General features: G+C 44.8%; 21 protein-coding genes. 7 read left to right on the top strand and 14 right to left on the bottom strand.

Annotated elements, in window-relative coordinates; genetic code table 11:
• Nucleotides 1–13: 13 nt before the first annotated feature.
• A complete protein-coding gene (gene holA / locus BC8716_RS20125) occupies nt 14–1,036 on the bottom strand; it encodes a DNA polymerase III subunit delta (protein ID WP_094428593.1) in 1,023 nt (340 codons plus the stop codon).
• Nucleotides 1,037–1,318: 282 nt separating this feature from the next.
• Here holA and BC8716_RS20130 point away from each other — a divergent pair, with 282 nt between their 5' ends.
• On the top strand, nt 1,319–1,456 hold the full coding sequence (locus BC8716_RS20130) for a YqzM family protein (protein ID WP_011246493.1): 138 nt from the start codon (nt 1,319–1,321) through the stop codon (nt 1,454–1,456).
• Between the two features lie 109 nt (nt 1,457–1,565).
• Here the strand turns inward: BC8716_RS20130 and BC8716_RS20135 are convergent, their stop codons facing one another.
• The 3 genes from BC8716_RS20135 to BC8716_RS20145 are packed head-to-tail and all read right to left on the bottom strand — an operon-like array spanning nt 1,566 to nt 5,128.
• Complete coding sequence (locus tag BC8716_RS20135) at nt 1,566–3,872, bottom strand: DNA internalization-related competence protein ComEC/Rec2 (protein ID WP_094428595.1); 2,307 nt, start codon at nt 3,870–3,872, stop codon at nt 1,566–1,568.
• A complete protein-coding gene (locus BC8716_RS20140; protein WP_094428597.1) occupies nt 3,869–4,459 on the bottom strand; it encodes a ComE operon protein 2 in 591 nt (196 codons plus the stop codon). The genes BC8716_RS20135 and BC8716_RS20140 overlap by 4 nt, the downstream gene beginning before the upstream one ends.
• A 54-nt stretch (nt 4,460–4,513) precedes the next feature.
• A complete protein-coding gene (locus BC8716_RS20145; RefSeq protein ID WP_094428599.1) occupies nt 4,514–5,128 on the bottom strand; it encodes a helix-hairpin-helix domain-containing protein in 615 nt (204 codons plus the stop codon).
• 61 nt (nt 5,129–5,189) lie between these two features.
• Here BC8716_RS20145 and comER point away from each other — a divergent pair, with 61 nt between their 5' ends.
• The gene (comER, locus tag BC8716_RS20150; RefSeq protein ID WP_255222634.1) at nt 5,190–6,038 is read left to right on the top strand and encodes a late competence protein ComER; all 849 of its coding nucleotides are present in this window, start codon (nt 5,190–5,192) and stop codon (nt 6,036–6,038) included.
• Between the two features lie 58 nt (nt 6,039–6,096).
• On the opposite strand, the gene BC8716_RS20155 is transcribed toward comER, so the two are convergent.
• The 9 genes from BC8716_RS20155 to BC8716_RS20195 are packed head-to-tail and all read right to left on the bottom strand — an operon-like array spanning nt 6,097 to nt 11,995.
• Complete coding sequence (locus BC8716_RS20155; RefSeq protein ID WP_094428603.1) at nt 6,097–6,837, bottom strand: class I SAM-dependent methyltransferase; 741 nt, start codon at nt 6,835–6,837, stop codon at nt 6,097–6,099.
• Nucleotides 6,834–7,691, bottom strand: coding sequence for a CvfB family protein (locus BC8716_RS20160; RefSeq protein WP_094428605.1), 858 nt, complete (start codon nt 7,689–7,691; stop codon nt 6,834–6,836). Before BC8716_RS20160 ends, BC8716_RS20155 begins: the two co-directional genes overlap by 4 nt.
• Entirely contained in the window at nt 7,685–8,020 is a 336-nt protein-coding gene (gene rsfS / locus BC8716_RS20165; RefSeq protein ID WP_094429317.1) for a ribosome silencing factor, read from the bottom strand. Before rsfS ends, BC8716_RS20160 begins: the two co-directional genes overlap by 7 nt.
• A 10-nt stretch (nt 8,021–8,030) precedes the next feature.
• On the bottom strand, nt 8,031–8,615 hold the full coding sequence (yqeK, locus tag BC8716_RS20170; protein ID WP_094428607.1) for a bis(5'-nucleosyl)-tetraphosphatase (symmetrical) YqeK: 585 nt from the start codon (nt 8,613–8,615) through the stop codon (nt 8,031–8,033).
• The gene (locus BC8716_RS20175) at nt 8,596–9,174 is read right to left on the bottom strand and encodes a nicotinate-nucleotide adenylyltransferase (protein WP_094428609.1); all 579 of its coding nucleotides are present in this window, start codon (nt 9,172–9,174) and stop codon (nt 8,596–8,598) included. The genes yqeK and BC8716_RS20175 overlap by 20 nt, the downstream gene beginning before the upstream one ends.
• Before the next feature lie 18 nt (nt 9,175–9,192).
• Nucleotides 9,193–9,489 (bottom strand): ribosome assembly RNA-binding protein YhbY, encoded by a 297-nt coding sequence (gene yhbY / locus BC8716_RS20180; RefSeq protein ID WP_073304005.1) that lies wholly within the window; start codon nt 9,487–9,489, stop codon nt 9,193–9,195.
• 18 nt (nt 9,490–9,507) lie between these two features.
• Complete coding sequence (gene aroE / locus BC8716_RS20185; protein WP_011246482.1) at nt 9,508–10,335, bottom strand: shikimate dehydrogenase; 828 nt, start codon at nt 10,333–10,335, stop codon at nt 9,508–9,510.
• 23 nt (nt 10,336–10,358) lie between these two features.
• Nucleotides 10,359–11,477 (bottom strand): ribosome biogenesis GTPase YqeH, encoded by a 1,119-nt coding sequence (gene yqeH / locus BC8716_RS20190; RefSeq protein WP_035203912.1) that lies wholly within the window; start codon nt 11,475–11,477, stop codon nt 10,359–10,361.
• Nucleotides 11,474–11,995 (bottom strand): YqeG family HAD IIIA-type phosphatase, encoded by a 522-nt coding sequence (locus BC8716_RS20195; protein WP_011246480.1) that lies wholly within the window; start codon nt 11,993–11,995, stop codon nt 11,474–11,476. The genes yqeH and BC8716_RS20195 overlap by 4 nt, the downstream gene beginning before the upstream one ends.
• Before the next feature lie 390 nt (nt 11,996–12,385).
• On the opposite strand from BC8716_RS20195, the gene BC8716_RS20200 reads away from it, so the two are divergent.
• Nucleotides 12,386–12,526 (top strand): sporulation histidine kinase inhibitor Sda, encoded by a 141-nt coding sequence (locus BC8716_RS20200; RefSeq protein ID WP_035203910.1) that lies wholly within the window; start codon nt 12,386–12,388, stop codon nt 12,524–12,526.
• Between the two features lie 50 nt (nt 12,527–12,576).
• Here the strand turns inward: BC8716_RS20200 and BC8716_RS22880 are convergent, their stop codons facing one another.
• Entirely contained in the window at nt 12,577–12,702 is a 126-nt protein-coding gene (locus BC8716_RS22880) for a hypothetical protein (protein ID WP_255222633.1), read from the bottom strand.
• Nucleotides 12,703–13,023: 321 nt separating this feature from the next.
• Here BC8716_RS22880 and BC8716_RS20205 point away from each other — a divergent pair, with 321 nt between their 5' ends.
• Genes BC8716_RS20205 through BC8716_RS20220 form a run of 4 tightly spaced genes read left to right on the top strand, consistent with a single transcriptional unit; the run spans nt 13,024 to nt 17,678 of the window.
• On the top strand, nt 13,024–15,435 hold the full coding sequence (locus BC8716_RS20205; protein ID WP_094428611.1) for a Na+/H+ antiporter subunit A: 2,412 nt from the start codon (nt 13,024–13,026) through the stop codon (nt 15,433–15,435).
• Entirely contained in the window at nt 15,432–15,866 is a 435-nt protein-coding gene (locus tag BC8716_RS20210; RefSeq protein WP_094428613.1) for an MnhB domain-containing protein, read from the top strand. Before BC8716_RS20205 ends, BC8716_RS20210 begins: the two co-directional genes overlap by 4 nt.
• Nucleotides 15,866–16,204: a Na(+)/H(+) antiporter subunit C gene (locus BC8716_RS20215; protein ID WP_094428615.1), complete on the top strand. Its 339-nt coding sequence runs from the start codon at nt 15,866–15,868 to the stop codon at nt 16,202–16,204. The genes BC8716_RS20210 and BC8716_RS20215 overlap by 1 nt, the downstream gene beginning before the upstream one ends.
• Nucleotides 16,197–17,678 (top strand): Na+/H+ antiporter subunit D, encoded by a 1,482-nt coding sequence (locus tag BC8716_RS20220; RefSeq protein WP_094428617.1) that lies wholly within the window; start codon nt 16,197–16,199, stop codon nt 17,676–17,678. The genes BC8716_RS20215 and BC8716_RS20220 overlap by 8 nt, the downstream gene beginning before the upstream one ends.

Below are 17,678 nucleotides of genomic sequence, written 5' to 3' on the forward strand. Positions count from 1 at the left end.
AGTCTTAGGCTTTTTACGTGCTCGCCAATCGCAGCAGCAACAGCTCGACGGCCAGCTCTTTATCGGCCTGCCCTGTCTTAATGGCATAGTCGGTTTCTTCGCAAACGATAAGGGCTTGTCTTAATTGCGTGGTCGTTAACGCTTTGACTTGCTGCATAGCGAGCTTTACTACATAAGGATGCAATTTAAGCTGTGACGCCATCTCTTTTTGCGTGTACCCTTTAGCTAGCCTCGTTTTCACCTGGAAAAATTGCCGAAACTGCCGCGTCAACAACGCCAGTATGGCCAGCGGCTCTTCTTTTTGCCGCAACAGCTGGTGGTAAAGCCGGACCGCGTCACCAGCGCGTCCTTTCGCTGTGTAGTCAATGACAGTAAATACACTTTGTTCAACCGTCTCAGCTACGAGTTCGTCGACAATGCTTGCTGTTACTGGATCCCCGTCTTCGCCATACAACATGCACTTCTCCAATTCCCGGTGCAACAACATCAAGTTAGGCCCTGTATGCTTATATAGCAATTGCTTCGCGTCTTGCTCGATCGCAACGCCCTCCTGTTTAGCTATCGCCTCCATCCACGCAAATGTTTCCTTTTCATCTAATGGATTCACATCGATGGCGCTCGTTTGTTTTTTTAATTTTTTGGTGATTTTCTTGCGTTCATCTAATTTTTCATACGGTGCGACAACGACAAGCACTGTTTCTTGTGCAGGCGAGTCGAGATAGGCTTCCAACGCGGAAATGTCATGCTCCAGTTTTGTCGCTACTTTCTGGCTAGTTGCCAAATAAAAGTCTTGAATCACAACAAGCTTCCGCGTTGAGAAAAACGGAACAGTCTCCGCTTCCTCGACGACTTCCCCTAGTGGCGTATCTTGTAAGCGAAAGCGAATATCATTCATTTCGCCTTCTTCCCCTGCAAATAATGCTTCGCTTGCTTTTTGTAAAAATTGCTCGATTAAGTAACGTTCTGTTCCATACAAAAAGTATACCGGCGCCATTGTCTCACTCGACAATTGCTTCATTTCCGTAATGATGCTCATATCCAACCTATCCCCTATATTCCTGACCTGTTCATGTTTATTCTAATGCCTTTATTGCCCATGAAGCAAGAGGAAGGCCATTCGCCTCCCTCTTTGCTAATTGATCTATAATGAACGCATGCCGCCAAGAACCCTAGGTATTCTAAAAGCATGCGGGCAACCCTATCGTTTATGGCATTGTATGCATGTAAAAAGGAAATGGTGCTTTTTATAGACGCTTTCAGACAGCCTTTTCATTTTTAGGCGAATCGCGTATACTAGACGTAGACAAGGAGGTGCCTTATGAACAAATTCGAACAGGACGTTCAAGATAAAGCAAATGACATCGTCCCTTCAGGTATCGGCTTTATTGCTTCATTTGCTTTTTTCACAATCATCTTCCTTATCGCCAATATTGTCGACGTGGCAAGCTATTACTAATGGATCGATTCAGACTGATCGGAAACGCTTGTCAACCGAGGGGAACAACGAAGGATGCGAGCGTTTTCCTATAAAGTCTGGGGCAGATTATTTTCTGCCTTTTTTATGTTTACGGTTTTAGCATCGTTTCCACCGCCTCAATTTCTCCATTGCTAAGCGTAAGTTCAACCATTCCATGTATGTCTGTTCGCCACACGACGATATTCGCCCTTTCTAGCCGCTCAACCACTTCAGGGTGAGGGTGGCCAAAGCGGTTTTGTGCCCCTGCCGAGATGAATGCATAGCGCGGCGCCACTTGGCTAATAAACGGTTCTGTCGTAGACGATAAACTGCCATGATGGCCAACTTTTAGCACATCCGCCTGCATGCCGGGATACGAGCGAATAAGCCTCTGTTCTCCTGCCTCTTCCAAATCTCCAGTGAATAAAAACGTTACCCCTTCAATTTTAGCAAATAACACGACAGAACCGTCATTTCCTTTAACATGTTCTCCCTCTGGCGGATGCAACACATACCAATTCTCAGCAAGCACCTCGTTTGCTTTCGTAAAATGGAGATTCGTTGGCGATGCATCAATGTTTTCAAGGAGCTCGATTTCAGTCTCCTTTTCAATTGGCCCTTCCGGATAAATAACCTGTTCAACATTGATTTCATTCAACAATCCAGTTGCCCCGCCAATATGGTCGTAATCGCCATGTGTTAAAACAAGCATGTCTATTTTGCTGATGCCTTTCGCTTTTAAAAAAGGAGCAATCACATCACTTCCTGGGTCAAACGTGTTTTTCCGTTGTTGCCAGTCTTCTTCCTCGCCATAAACTGCCACTCCCCCAGTGTCGATCATATAAACCCCTTTTCGGTAAGGAAGCTCAATCAAAAAACTATCGCCTTGGCCGACATCAATCATCGTCACAACTGCTTTTGACTGAACATAAGGCGCTAAAGCACCAACGATCAAACATACAACAAAAGGCAAAAAGGCGAACCGCAAAGGCCATTTTTGTTCCTGCCAATGGACAAAAGCAAAAGCTAGGGCGACATACATCGCAACTACAAGCCATATCGGAGGTTTCCCAAGCACAAGCTGAAAAGTAGATCCACTTAGCTTAAGAATTGCAGGATGAACAAACGTCAAAAGCGATTCGAGCAATACAATAAACAGATTCACTTGCTCAGGAAGCCATACAAACGAAAACAGAGAGAGGAAACTAAAGGGAAGAACGATAAAAGAAACGAGTGGAATATACACAAGGTTTAGGAGAAGGCTTAAAGGAGACCATTCGTAGAAATGGAAAAAGATAAGCGGCAATCCGGCAAACTGGGCAATTGTTGTGACCGTGCACATTTGCCGCAAATACCCCCCGTTTGCGGTTTGAATTGTTTTAGCCGAGAAAATCAGAGCAAACGATACAAAAAACGAAAGTTGAAAACCGAGTTGGAATAGTTTGTAAGGATCAAACAACAGATAGAGAAAATAGATCGTGGCAAAACCGAATAAGGGGTGAACTCGCCATTTGTGTAAGGCAAACAGAAAAAACACAAATGCCATTGCAGACGCGCGTACTACCGGAGGCGCTGCCCCGGCGAGAATCGCAAAAATAGGCAAGAGAATAAGCATAAATAGTGCGGCACGCTCACGCGTCAAGCCGATGCGGATACAGATAAAGAAAGCGGCTCCAGTTACCAAGCCAACATGCAAGCCAGAGATCGCCAGCAAGTGGATAATGCCAAGCGTTGAGTAAGCTTCAATCACGTCTTCTTCTACATAGAAACGCTCTCCAAGGGTAAGCGCTAACACAATGCCTCCCGCTTCTTTTGGAAAGGCAGCAACAGCCTCGTGAAGCAATTGTGCTCGAAACGCCTGCAAGTGTGTCAATAACGAAAGCCTATCCATGCGTTTGCATACAAAAGATCCAGACTCTGCCTCCAACAGCCAGTGGATTCGTTGCTCGTATAAATAGCGGCTATAATCAAATGCATAGCGGTTGCGTGGAGGGTCTGGCTCGCTCAACTTGCCATTTACGTGGCAATGGTCTCCTGGTAATAATTTACCTAAACGTTGCTCGCTTTCTGCTTGCAAACGGCTTGCTAGTTGCAATCGCTCACCGGCCGTTGTTTCAACCACCATCCTCAAGCGATTTCCATCAAGGCGAGGTGTTTCTTTTACCTCTACGATAAATGTTGTTTCTTCACCTGAAAGCATGCTGACGTTGCTTTTTTTGTGCCCAGTCGCCACACTAGCAAACAGAAGCAACGGCAGTACAAATGCCGCCACCGTTGCTAGCCGCCCACTCTGCCAAGCCGCTGGCAAGAGGGCGATTGCGCCTATAAGCAAAGCGCCAGCAACGCCAACATCGCTGCTTAAAACGAAGACAACTGCTGCACTCGCTGTAAGCAAACTGATGCACAGGCGATTCATTTTTCTTCTGGCTCATCACTGCTTGCTGAGAAATACAAGTTCTTTGTTCGCTTTACATAGGCATCCAATTCTTCTTCGCTTGCCCCTAACCGTTCAATTTCTTGTAGGAGTGCTGTTGTTAAGGCAAGCTTCTCGTGGAACTGTTGATCAATAGCCGCTTCGTCTAGCTCCACTTCTATGCATGGAATGCCCGCTTCGCTGAACAACTCTTCTGCATAAGGATGGTTTTTATAGTCCTTTGCATAATAGACGCGGGCAATGCCAGCTTGAATCAGCGATTTGGTACAATGGATGCAAGGAAAATGTGTAATGTAAATTTCCGCGCCAGCGGTTGGCACACCAAATTTGGCGCATTGCAGCAACGCATTTACCTCTGCATGAACGGTACGGATACAATGGTTGTCGACTACATAACAGCCTTTATCAAGACAATGGTCCGACCCGGAAACAGATCCGTTGTAGCCACCAGCAATAATCCGCTTGTCTCTCACAATTGTTGCGCCTACCTTTAAACGTGGGCATGTGCTTCGCAGCGAAAGCAATTTGCTTTGCGCTAAAAAATATTGATCCCATGAAATACGTTCCATTGCTTTTCCCCTTTCGCTTAAATTGTAGAAGCGATCGCCAACATAAGTCAATCTTTACTTCACCCGAATAAATGGTTCAAGTGCTTCGAATGTTTTTTCGCCAATTCCGCTCACATTCATTAGCTCTTCAACTGTGGCAAATGGGCCGTTTTCTTCCCTGTAACCAATGATCGCCGCCGCTTTTGACGGGCCGACTCCTTGTAACGTTAGCAAATCTGCTTCAGTGGCTTCATTTATATTAATGGTGTCTTCATGATCTGTTTCATTCATTTCAACAGCAAGAACCGGTCCTGCCCCTTCTTCCTCTCCTTCTTCTGGCACATACACAACCATCTCATCTTCAAGACGCAAAGCTAAATTAACCCCCTCACGGTTGGCGCTGTCTGTGAAGCCACCTGCTTTTTCAATCGCTTCAAACAAACGGCTGCCCACCTCCAGCTCATACACCCCTGGCGAAGCGACCATTCCTTTTACGTCGACGACAAGAACGCCATCCTCTGTTTCCTCTTCAAGTTCTGCTTCCTCGCTTTCCTCTAACCATGGCGGTATCTCACTGACAGTGCCGCGTTCCTCTCGAAAGTCGACAAACACCAAAACGACCACAATGAGTGTACAAATCGTGACTCCGCCCCCATACAAAGCATACTTTTTTATCGGGAACGTCTTCATAAATTCCTCCTTTTTGGAATGATGAACAGGCAGGTTGGCATACGTTCATGAAAGAGCAGCTATCGAGGAGTGTGAGAATATGAGGGTCGGTTTTATTGGTACAGGAAGTATGGGAAGTTTATTGATTGAATCATTTATTGACGCCGGAGCGCTGAAACAGTCGAATATTTCCATCATTAACCGTTCTCCTGAAAAAGCGGCTGCGCTTAAAGCAACCTATCCAGGGATTACGATGTCTGTTTCTCTTGAGGAGATTGCGTCTACATGCGAGTGGCTGTTCCTTTGTGTGAAGCCAAAGGAAATGCCCGCATTGTTTCACGCCCTCCAGCCCCATGTGGCTGCTGATCAAATCGCCATTTCGATTACTAGCCCTATTTCTGTTGAGTCCCTTGATGCGGCCTTGCCTTGCAAGACATGCCGTATTATCCCCAGCATTTTAAACCGTACTTTGTCTGGTTCAACTTTAGTGACATTCGGGAATAAATGTACACAGGAAGACCAGGCAAATTTATTGCGTTTTGTATCGGCTGTTTCAGAACCTTTGCAAATTGAAGAGGAGATTACACGTGTTGCGTCCGACATTGTCAGTTGCGGGCCTGCGTTCTTTTCCTTCCTTGCGCAACGATTTATCGATGGCGCGGTAAGCGAAACATCAATCTCGCAAGAAGAGGCGACCGAGTTGACGACTTCAATGATCATTGGCTTAGGAAAATTATTGGAGAGTGGCCATTACACGCTTCCCGCATTGCAAAAACGGGTTTGCGTCCCTGGCGGAATCACTGGAGAAGGCCTTGCTGTTTTAGATGATGAATTAGGGGATGGTTTTTGTTCTCTTTTCAAACGTACACACGAAAAATACGCAACTGAAAAAGAAAAGTTATTAGCGGAAGTTTTATACGAACCAAAGTAAAAAGCAGGAGGTTGGCTTTCCCTCCTGCTTTTTTCGCGGTATTTCGCCTTTTTCCTGCTTAAACTTTTCGACAAGAGAAAAACAGCCGTTCACTCTTGCTTGTCGGTGGTTCATTTGTAAAATCCGCGGTCACGTTTAGATCGGTAAATCCAGCCTGTTTCAGCATTTTTTTATACGTTTCTACTGTATAGGTCCGCTCAAAATGTGCTTCTTCCAGCCGTTCATACCGTCCATCTTGTTGCCGAACAAAAAAAGTCAGTTCGTGTACGACACTTAAAGGAGCTTCCCCTGCAAAACTATGCCAAATGTACGAAACTTCTTCATCTGCATGAGCGTGCACTTCTCCAGGAAAGGCTTCCATGCGTATAGGAGAATGGACATCAAAGAGAAGCAGTCCGCCCTTATTTAACAAGTTAAAACAAGAGGCAAGAGTGCGTGTCACACTCTCCTCGTCTTGTAAGTAGTTTAATGAATCGCAAAAAATCGTCACGACATCAAATGAACCAACTGGCGGCAGGTCGCTCATATCGCCTTGATATAACAGAGGTTGGTAACCTGCTTCCTGCAATTTCGCCTGCGCTACCGCAAGCATTTGTTCTGAAAGGTCAACCCCTACTGCCGTCAAACCACGTTTATGCATCTCTAACAGCCATTCACCTGTACCGCAGCCTAGATCTAGCACTCGGTTAGCCTGAACGCCGTACATGTTGCATGTGCGTTCAAAATAAGTGGCCCATTTTGTGTAATCAACATGACTCATGAATGCATCGTACCAGAAAGATAAATGGCTATAGCTCATTCCTTTTCCACCCGATACGTAAAACCGTCACGCTGTTCGACTTTGCCGTCTTTGATCAGTTTGCCAAGCGCCCGCTTAAATGCCGCCTTGCTCATGCCGAAACGGGCTTTAATGTCTTCAGGAGGCGATTTATCCGTATAAGGCATTCCGCCTTTACGTTCTGCCAATAAAGCGAGAATGCGGTCAGCGTCTTCTTTTTGTTGTTCTGTCCGAAGCAACCGTTGCGTGATATTCACACGTCCATCGTCTCGTACAAATTGGACACGGCCGTGAATCGTCTGTCCAAGGCGGGGAACTTCAGCAGCTTCATCTTGATGGAGGAAACCAACAGGGCCATTTTCAATAAGCAACGCTGCTCCTTCGTCAAGAAAGTGGTAAACAACGCCTTCTACTTCTTTATTTAGCCATGATCGATCCGCCGCAGTTGCTTGGGAAGTAACAGGCGACCCTTTGACCAACTTGCCCATTAATCGCCCTTTTTTATCCCACGCCAATGAACAAAACAATCGATCCCCTACCGCTGGCCACTCACGCCGATCAAAAGGCAATTCATCCATCGACACAAATAAGTCCCTTGAAATTCCGTTATCGACAAAAACGCCATGCCCTGGACGCACACTGACAACCTTTAGCCAGCCCATTTCATCGTTTTTAATAATCGGTTCGTGCATCGTTGCTGAGAGTCGATTTTGATGGTCATGATATAGAAACACAGACACTTTTTCTTCCAACTCGAGAGGCTTCGTCGCCTCGTTTTGATGGAGAAGGATATCAGTGTGCCCGTCACTTAAGAAATAACCGAATGACGCTTCCCGTACAACAGCCAAGTCCGCTGTAATCCCCGGCTTTAGCATTCGTTCAGCACCTCTTGTAAATCAACTTGCGCAGCGTCCCCCCACAACTTCTCAAGGTTGTAATAGAGACGTTCGTCTTTATGAAAAATGTGAACGACAACATCGCCGATGTCAATCAGCACCCAACGGGCGACGTCATACCCTTCTAGCCGTTTTATATCAAGCCCTGCTTCTTGGGACACTTTTTTCAATTCATGGGCAATCGCTTGCACTTGCTTTTCAGAATTTCCGTGGCAAATGATAAAATAATCGGCAATAGGTGAAATGCCTCGCATATCTAGTGCGGTAATTTGCATCGCTTTTTTGTCGTCTAGTGCGGCAATCGCCATTTTTAAATGTTCATTCAAATTCCATTGCTCCTTTCTGTTTATAAAAAGCGTTATAAGCGGATACGGTTTCCGGATGGATGAGCTGTTTTCTATCTAACAAAAAAAACATCGTTTGTCTAAGGGCAAAACAACAAGCTGCGTCTAAACTTTCCTCAGCTAATTTCCTTGCTTGTTCCACACCTGGAAAACGCCGGTTCGGTTCAATATAATCGGCAACAAATAAAACTTTCTCTAACAAACTCATGCCAGCACGCCCCGTCGTATGAGAACGGATCGCAAGCAAAATGTCTTTATCTTTAACGCCTAATTGATGTTCTGCAAAGTAGGCTCCACAAGGGGCGTGAAGCAGCTCGTTTCCATATTCGCCCCAATGAGGTTCATGCAGCTTGTTCCGAACAATGTCTTGCATCGTTTGTACATCATGGTATTTACAAATATCATGGAGAATCGCTGCAAGCTCAGCCTTCGATTCATCAGCGCCATATTGCTTGGCAAGGGCTAGCGCCGTATCCCGGACACCGAGAGTGTGAGTATAGCGCACATCGGTCAAATGCTGTTTTACTTCATGGAGTGCTTCATTCGTTGTTATCGCCATAAAGATTCCGCTCCTCAATCAATTGTTCAACTTCCGGCGTAACAAAATAGCGAATCGGTTTGCCTTTTGCAAGCCGTTCCCTAATTAGCGAAGAAGAGATGTTTACTTCGACAAACGGGACGAAATGGACGTCCGGCTGGCTTTTCGCGCTTGCTCCAGGACGGTTAAAGGCAACAAACGTCACCAATTGTTTCAGTTCATCGATTCCACGCCATTCTGGCAACATATCCACCATGTCGCCGCCAATCAAAAAAAAGAACTCATCGTCAGGATAGGTTTGCTTCAACTCGCGAACTGTATCAATCGTATATGATTTTCCTTTGCGGATTAGTTCGATGTCACAAACTTGAAAGCGCTCCTCTTGAAGGAGAGCAGCTTTCACCATGTCGTATCGGTCTTTGCCAGACGTTAAACCGGCACGCTCTTTATGGGGAGGTGTCGACACAGGCACAAACCAGACTTCATCCAATTTGACTGCCGTTAATGCCTCTTGCGCGATAAGCAAATGGCCGAGATGAGGAGGGTCAAACGTGCCGCCAAATAATCCAATCCGCTTCACTCTTACCTCACTCCTCTGTTACCGGCCAGGCAACTCGATCTGTTTGTTTTCTTTTGACGGTTTATAAAGAATGATCATATTGCCAATGACTTGCACGAGAAAAGAGCGTGTTTGGTTGACAATTTCTTCCGCAACGTGATGTTTATCATCAAGGCAGTTTTGCAATACGCTAATTTTAATTAATTCTCGTGCTTCGAGGGCTTCGTTGATTTGCACAACCATGTTTTGGTTGACGCCCCCTTTGCCGACTTGAAAAATCGGCTGGACCGCATGTGACTTGGCCCGTAAAAACTGCTTCTGTTTATTTGTTAACATTTGCTAGTACCTCTCCCATTAAGTTAAATGCATACGAACAACGCGTTCCATGCATTTGCGGTTTGGTTTGCGCCCTGTCCAGTGTTCAATGGACAACGCTCCTTGATTGACAAACATGCCAATGCCATTTAAAATCCGGTTTCCTCTTTGTTTCGCTTCTTGCAAAAGCGCTGTCTCATATGGGTTATAAATTAAATCACTAACAATCGTTGCTTGCTTAAGACGGTCTAAAGCGATCGGCTGTTTGCTCGTATCAGGGTACATACCGACTGAAGTCGTATTAATTAATACGTCGTATGTTCCGAGCGTTGATTCCGCCTCGTTAAGCGGGATTGCCTCAATAGTCAAATGGCTAAACAGCTGCGCCAGCTCCTGGGCTTTTTCCGCCGTCCGGTTTGAAACAGAAATAGTGGCACGTTGTTTGCCGAGGGCGTGGATTACAGCCCTCGCCGCGCCTCCTGCACCAATGACAAGCACACGCCTTCCTGTAAGCGATTGGTCGCTTACAACCGGCAGAAGGGATTCGATGTAACCATCCGCATCTGTGTTTTTGCCGACCCAACGGCCGTCCTGACAAACGACTGTATTGACCGCCCCCATCGCTTCGGCATCTTCATCAATTTCGTCTAAATAGTCGATGATTGCGACTTTATGGGGAATGGTTACATTAAACCCGTCGATGCCTTGCGCTTTCATTGTACGTATAGCATTTCCCAATTCCTGAGGAGAAATGTCATAGGCACAATAAACAGCGTCTAACCCCATATCTTTGTAGGCTGCTTCATGCATGACTGGGCTTTTGCTATGGCCTAGTGGATGACCAATTAAACCAAATTGACGGGTCATTTCCTCCACCTCCTGCTCCCTTTTTACGTATGGATAGAACGGCGAATCGCTACGCCGACTTCTTTTGGGGCGTGTGCTTCAACGATGGCGCCTTCCGTCTGAATCCGAATCCATCCTAACCCTGAGAAGACAATATCCATTGGCTCTTTGCCAACTTTAAACGAATGCTTCACGAGTGGGCGAACTTGTTCACCATCTTCTTTATACGGAGGGACAAGCAGTTCGCCTCCATGCTTGCTGTACAAGTCATCTGCTTTTTCCATTTTGGTGCGGTGAATATGCAAACGATTTGCCGCATAAACAATAAACGAGGAAGGCGGCCCCTTTACAAAATCAAATCGGGCTAAGCCCCCTAAAAAAAGGGTCTGTCCTTCTTTTAATTGATACACAATTGGTTTGATTTCTTTTTTGGGCGTAATTTCCTTTAGCCCTTTTACACTAAGCAAATGGGCATATTGGTGGCGATTAACCAGTCCAGGTGTATCCACCAACGACTTGCCATCGCCTAGAGGAATATCAATCATCGCCAGTGTCGTCCCTGGAAAGTGAGAAGTCGTAATCATCGCTTCACCCGTTTGTCCATGCATAGCGAGGATTCGGTTGATAAACGATGACTTGCCAACATTCGTACAGCCAACGACATAAACATCTCGGCCTCTTCGCATGTCGTCAATCGTTAAAGCGACATCATCAATCCCTTCCCCGGTCACAGTACTCATTAATTTTACTTCAAGTGGCTTTAACCCTAAGTCACTCGCTGATTTTTTAAGCCAGTTTGTCAACTTGTTGCGGTTCGTCGATTTAGGAAGAAGGTCAACTTTATTAGCCACAAGCAACACAGGGTTTTTACCAACAAACCGTTGGGCACCTGAAATCCAACTGCCATAGAAATCGACGACGTCAACAACTTTTACAATTAATGCCTTTTTATGGTGAAGGGACGCAAACATCGCTTGAAAATCTTCATCGCCAATTGAAACCGGCTCAATTTCATTGTAATGTTTAAGCCTGTAACACCGTTTGCAAACTACTACGTCTCGCTTTAAAGCCGATTCTGGTGCGTAACCAAGCTTTTTCGGATCTTCCGTTTGAATGGAGACACCACAACCTGAGCAGTGCCATTCTTCCTTCGATTCCGTCATGCCTCATCCTCCCAATGTATGTACCCTTTTCTTCTCATCCATTTTAATACAATCCGTTCAACACGTCGATTTACTTTTGTCATCCAACCATCGGTGCTTGCAACTGGCACGACCAAAATCGTATACAGCCCCGCACGGTTACCGCCGAGAACATCTGTAAATATTTGATCACCAATAACGACTGCTTCATCAGTACGAACCCCCATTTGTGAGCACGCCTGCCTAAACGCTCTTCTCATAGGCTTTTTAGCGCTATGGATAAAAACCACTTTCTCAGGGTCACAAAAAGTTTTTACCCGCTTTTCATTGTTGTTTGACACAATCGTTACGTGTAAGCCTGTTTTTTCAAGTTCTTTCAACCATTGTTTGACTTCTGGTGTCGCGCCTGGCCGGTGCCATTCAACTAAAGTATTATCTAAATCGGTAATGACCGCTTTTATTCCACGGTCACGGAGCGCATTCAAGTCAATGTCATAAATGCTTTTTACGTATTGATTAGGGAGTAACTCGCTGAACACATCAGCACCTCATTTCTAAACATTCCACATTCACTAACCAATCATCAACTATACCGTTCATCCCCCATTTTATCAAACAAAACCCTTTTTTATAAAGCTTCTTATTCATGATTCGACAAAAACCATTACGAACGAAAAACTTTTCGACAAATACACCCACGCCCATTCCTGTGGATAACTTTGTTCACTTTATAAACACTTGTATATTAGGAGTTTGAGACAAAAACCCACAAAATGCTAACAGGTTATCAACGAGTTCATGTGGATAAACGAACGGTTGTTCTAGTCCCTGATACATGATAGGATTTGATTAATCATATAAGTGATTGCAAGGTCGCGGTCATTTCTATCGACGAGGAGGTGAACCTGCTGACGCTTTAGCGGGGTACAATGGAAAATTTATCGGACGAGTTGCTAATTGAAACGTACCATAAAGCCATTGAGCTTGAACTTAACCAAGACTTCATTGATTTGATTCACGATGAACTCCTTAGGCGTTCATTAACGGACAGGATTAAACTCTCTTCATAAAGATTGATAGAAATAGCCCGCCTTGTGAGCCTTGAAGAAAAAGACGACTTTTAAAAGTCGTCTTTTTCTTCTGTCTCTTTTGGCAAAAGCTTTATATATTCACGCGGCGCAAATTCAACTGAATCATACCCTTGTATAGTGAAGCCTTCCCTTTTTTCTTTCCACGTTTTATCCATATCCTGATCCAGCCACCAACTGCCTAGAAAAATGACCGTAAATACGACCCCACATAAGATCCCTTTCGTTTGAGTTCGAATGGAACATCCCCGCCTTCTTTTTTACATATAGCGTGGTCTGATTAAGGGTCCATTTATACATTTTAAACTAAATAACAAAAAATTTTAGGTTCTCCTTACGCCTTCTATCCTATTTAATAGATAAGTCAAACATCGTAAATCCTTGGTACACTAAGGATGCACGGCTTTTTTTTTTGCGTTATAATGGCTGAGATCGTACTAAATCGATTGTTCCTATTTTCATTTCAAAGGAGGTCAGGCATGTCCAGTTTGCATATCGCCATCCTCATTCCATTTATGATGGCTATTCTTATACCAATTATTTACCCGTATACAAAAAAAATCCATACTGGTTGGTTCGTCCTATTGGTTCCAACTGCCCTATTCCTGTACTTTTTAACGTTTTTACCGACAACGACAGAAGGCGGTTACGAGTACGTTTCCCTTTCCTGGGTTCCCTCACTTGGGATTAATGTGGATTTGTATGTTGACGGCCTTAGTTTACTATTTGCCTTGTTAATTACAGGAATTGGTGCATTGGTCGTATTGTACTCCATTTACTACTTGGACAAAGCGTCAGAACGTCTTCATCACTTTTACGTTTACTTGCTCATGTTTATGGGGGCTATGGTTGGCGTCGTGTTGTCCGATAATTTAATTGTTTTGTATATCTTTTGGGAACTAACCAGCCTTGCTTCAGCGCTGCTTATTAGCTATTGGTTCCATCGAAAAGCGTCCGTATATGGTGCCCAAAAATCAATGCTGATCACCGTGTTCGGTGGCTTTGCGATGCTAGCCGGCTTTTGTATCCTCTACGGTATGACAGGCACATTCAGTGTCCGTGACATTATTGCGCAAACAGAAGGCATGGCCGGTAGCACACTCTTTTTAGCGGCGATGATTTTAGTACTGCTTGGCGCTTTTACTAAGTCAGCGCAATTCCCGTTCCATATTTGGTTGCCTGATGCAATGGAAGCGCCTACTCCGGTGTCCGCCTATTTGCATTCAGCCACGATGGTGAAAGCGGGCATTTATTTAGTAGCCCGTTTAACGCCTGTGTTCGGCGGCGACGCTGTATGGTTTTGGACATTGGTGATTGCCGGGCTTGTTACACTGACATACGGATCAATTACGGCTGTGCGCCAAAAAGATTTAAAAGGGATCTTGGCCTACTCAACCATCAGCCAACTAGGGCTGATCATGAGCTTGCTTGGAGTCGGTTCGGCTGCCATTTATATGGAATCAGGAGAAGGGGCCCTCTTTTATTCACTTGCTATAACGACTGCTGTCTTCCATTTGCTAAACCACGCGACTTTTAAAGGCAGTTTGTTTATGGCAGTTGGCATTATCGACCATGAAACCGGCACTAGGGATATCCGCAAATTAGGCGGATTAATGACGATCATGCCAATCACTTTTGCGATTTCAGCAATAGGGCTGGCTTCCATGGCTGGATTGCCGCCATTTAATGGCTTTCTTTCAAAAGAAATGTTTTTTACGAGCTTGCTGCGGGCAACTGAGGGCGATTTCTTTTCATTAGAAACGATAGGCTTTCTGCTTCCTGTTATTGCTTGGGTTGCTAGTGTGTTTACGTTTCTGTACTGTGCAGTCACATTTTTCAAGACGTTCTTCGGAAAATTCGAGCAAAGCCATTACGAAAAGCCCGTACATGAAGCTCCTTTCGGAATGCTGATTAGCCCAGTGATCCTAGTAGCCTTAGTTGTTACGCTTGGTATATTTCCAAATATCGTCGCTCAATCGCTTGTTGCTCCCGCTGTCACTAGCATACTTCCCCGTTTTTCTGTGGACGAGCTTGACATCAAGTTCTCGCTATGGCACGGGATTAATACAGAATTACTAATGACATTGGCTATCATTTTATGCGGAAGCGTGCTCTTGATCACGATGAAAAAATGGTCGCAGTTTAACATCTATAAACGTGAAAGAGACCCACTCCATTGGTTTTACGATCAAGGCTTAGATGGTCTTATTCACTTTTCGCAAACCGTCACAAGAGTGCAAATGACAGGGTTGCTAAGGGACTATTTTGTTTATATGTGTGCGTTTATCCTTTTGCTCCTCGGTTGGACATTTTGGTATGCCGATGCATGGTCTTTTAACATAAGTTCCGTAGCGACAACTCCATTTTTTGTCTATATCGTAACAGCAGTGTTTATAGTGACGGCTTTGTGCCTACCGTTTATTCAAAAACGGATGACATTGATTATCTTTGCAGGAATCATCGGCTACATTATGGCACTCTATTTTGCGATGTTTCGCGCACCGGACTTGGCGCTTACACAGCTTTTAATTGAAACGGTAACGGTTGTGCTATTAATGCTAGCATTCAGGCACTTGCCAGAAATGGCGCCGGAAAAGGCAGCTCCTACAAAAAAACTGGGCAATATTGTGATTTCAGCTGCTGTCGGGGTAACCATTACGGTTGTTGGTATTAGCGCTTATTCGCTTGGCACCGATGCCAATTTCTCGTCGATCTCCGACTATTACATCGAAAACGTTTATAAACTCGGAGGCGGAACCAATATGGTAAACGTCATCCTCGTTGATTTCCGGGGGCTTGATACAATGCTTGAAGTCCTTGTGCTTGGCATTGTCTCACTTGCCGTCATCATGTTAATCAAACACCGCTTTAAAGGAGGGGAAGATGTGTGAAGTATTCCAAATCCCATGACGTGCTTCAGCAAACGCTTATTACTGTAGCCGCCTATTTTATTCTCGCCTTTTCCTTTTACTTGTTTTTTGCCGGGCATAATGATCCAGGTGGAGGGTTCATTGGCGGATTAATGGCTGCCTGTGCCTTTATCCTTATATATGTCGTTTTTGACCGTAAAAAAGCCCACGAAGCAATCAAGATTTCATTTGTGCCATTTATTGCGGTTGGCTTGTTGCTGACAATTGCCGTAGGTTTTATTGGCATCCTGTTTGGACAGGCTTATTTGGAACAATTTTTCGACTACTTCCATTTCCCCTTTTTTGGTAAAGTCGAATTAACGACCGCATTGCCTTTCGACTTAGGTATCTTTTTTGTAGTCGTAGCAATGGCAATGGTTGTAACCCTAACGATTGCGGAGGATAAAGGCTAATGGAAATTTTAATGTTTATCGTCATCGGCGTTTTTTTCGCGATCGGCACTTATCTTCTGCTAGCACGGAGCTTGCTACGTGTGATTGTGTCGTTAATGATTCTTTCACACGGCGCCCATTTGCTGCTTTTGACGATGGCTGGCCTAAATGCTGAAGCTCCACCACTTGAGCATATGGCAGACGGCGGCTACACAGACCCGCTCCCGCAAGCGCTTATTTTGACAGCGATTGTCATTAGTTTTGGAATCACTGCCTTTCTTGTTGTGCTTGGCTACCGGACGTACAAAGTGCATAACACCGACGACTTAGAGAAATTAAGGGGTTCTGCCGATGAATAATATGCTAATCATTCCTGTTATTTTGCCATTTGCGGTAGGAGCAACTTTGATATTATTTGCCAAATATCGCAAGGCGCAGCGCTTTATTAGCTTGCTCGCCTCTATTGCGATACTGGCAAGCGCGCTGTTTCTCGCATATGACGCTTATACAAATGGCATTACAACGCTCGAGTTCGGAAATTGGAATGCCCCATTCGGCATTGTATTCGTATCAGATTTGTTTTCCACATTTATGGTGCTTCTCTCTGCTATTATCGGGCTAGTTTGTTTGCTTTTCGCCTTCTGTACCATCCACCCTGAACGGGAAAAGTTTTATTTCTACCCCTTTTACTTCTTTCTGTTAACTGGAGTAAACGGCGCTTTTCTCACTGGGGATTTATTTAACTTGTTTGTTTTCTTTGAAGTGATGCTGTTGTCATCCTATGCGTTAATCGTTATTGGAGGAACAGGCTACCAATTGCGAGAATCGTTTAAGTATGCAGCGATCAACGTATTTGCTTCCATACTCTTTTTAGTTGGCGTCGCCTACCTTTATGGGATTACAGGCACGTTAAATATGGCCCACTTAGCGGTTCGGATTGGGGAAATGGAACAAACAGGGGCTTTGCAAGTGGTAGCGATGATTTTCTTTATTGTATTTGCGATGAAAGGAGCGTTATTTCCCCTTTATTTCTGGCTTCCCCGCTCTTATTACGGGCCGCCAGCAGCGATTGCCGCCCTGTTTGGCGGATTGTTGACGAAGGTTGGCATTTATGCGATCATCCGAACATTTACGCTGATTTTTACAAATGACCCAGGGTTTACCCATACGTTCATTTTATGGATTGCAGGATTGACGATGTTTTTTGGTGTCCTTGGAGCCGTATCGCAATTTGATTTCAAACGGATTCTTTCCTACCATATCATTAGCCAAGTTGGTTATATGGTAATGGGCCTTGGCCTCTATACACGGGCCGCTATTGCTGGAGCAGTCTTTTACATTGCTCACCATATCATAGTCAAAACAGCGCTCTTTCTGTTTGCTGGAGCAACCGAAAAAGTGACGGGCACAACTGATATTAAGCAAATGGGCGGCTTGCTCAAAACACATCCTTGGCTAGCGTGGCTCTTTTTAATCAGCGCATTATCCCTTGCTGGGATTCCTCCATTGAGCGGCTTTTTCAGCAAATTCCCGCTCATCTTAGAAAGCTTAGTAATTGAAAGTTACGGGATCGCCTTTGTCGCGTTGCTCGTCGGCTTATTGACGTTGTTTTCAATGATCAAGATTTTTGTATATGCGTTCTGGGGAAAACAAGCACATACAGACGAACAGGCGTCTATTTCCGTAACAAAGCTCTTGCTGCCAATCGTTCCTCTGGTAATGTTAACGATTGCCCTAGGCATTGCTGCTGAACCTGTATTTACTTATTCGCTTGCTGTAGCAGACCAGCTACTCAATCCGGAAATTTACATTCAATCTGTTTTGGGAGAGTGA

Origin of the sequence: Shouchella clausii (assembly GCF_002250115.1) — a bacterium.
Taxonomy (GTDB): Bacteria; Bacillota; Bacilli; order Bacillales; family Bacillaceae_D; genus Shouchella; species Shouchella clausii.

Coding starts and splice junctions, on each gene's coding strand:
- yqeK (WP_094428607.1), bottom strand. CDS start 8,615: ATGGCGATAACAACGAATGAAGCACTCCATGAAGTAAAACAGCATTTG.
- rsfS (WP_094429317.1), bottom strand. CDS start 8,020: ATGGCGATTGCCGCACTAGACGACAAAAAAGCGATGCAAATTACCGCA.
- holA (WP_094428593.1), bottom strand. CDS start 1,036: ATGAGCATCATTACGGAAATGAAGCAATTGTCGAGTGAGACAATGGCG.
- BC8716_RS20130 (WP_011246493.1), top strand. CDS start 1,319: ATGAACAAATTCGAACAGGACGTTCAAGATAAAGCAAATGACATCGTC.
- yhbY (WP_073304005.1), bottom strand. CDS start 9,489: ATGTTAACAAATAAACAGAAGCAGTTTTTACGGGCCAAGTCACATGCG.
- BC8716_RS22880 (WP_255222633.1), bottom strand. CDS start 12,702: ATGGATAAAACGTGGAAAGAAAAAAGGGAAGGCTTCACTATACAAGGG.
- BC8716_RS20135 (WP_094428595.1), bottom strand. CDS start 3,872: ATGAATCGCCTGTGCATCAGTTTGCTTACAGCGAGTGCAGCAGTTGTC.
- BC8716_RS20200 (WP_035203910.1), top strand. CDS start 12,386: ATGGAAAATTTATCGGACGAGTTGCTAATTGAAACGTACCATAAAGCC.
- yqeH (WP_035203912.1), bottom strand. CDS start 11,477: ATGACGGAATCGAAGGAAGAATGGCACTGCTCAGGTTGTGGTGTCTCC.
- BC8716_RS20145 (WP_094428599.1), bottom strand. CDS start 5,128: ATGAAGACGTTCCCGATAAAAAAGTATGCTTTGTATGGGGGCGGAGTC.
- BC8716_RS20220 (WP_094428617.1), top strand. CDS start 16,197: ATGAATAATATGCTAATCATTCCTGTTATTTTGCCATTTGCGGTAGGA.
- aroE (WP_011246482.1), bottom strand. CDS start 10,335: ATGACCCGTCAATTTGGTTTAATTGGTCATCCACTAGGCCATAGCAAA.
- BC8716_RS20140 (WP_094428597.1), bottom strand. CDS start 4,459: ATGGAACGTATTTCATGGGATCAATATTTTTTAGCGCAAAGCAAATTG.
- BC8716_RS20160 (WP_094428605.1), bottom strand. CDS start 7,691: ATGCTAAAGCCGGGGATTACAGCGGACTTGGCTGTTGTACGGGAAGCG.
- BC8716_RS20215 (WP_094428615.1), top strand. CDS start 15,866: ATGGAAATTTTAATGTTTATCGTCATCGGCGTTTTTTTCGCGATCGGC.
- BC8716_RS20155 (WP_094428603.1), bottom strand. CDS start 6,837: ATGAGCTATAGCCATTTATCTTTCTGGTACGATGCATTCATGAGTCAT.
- BC8716_RS20205 (WP_094428611.1), top strand. CDS start 13,024: ATGTCCAGTTTGCATATCGCCATCCTCATTCCATTTATGATGGCTATT.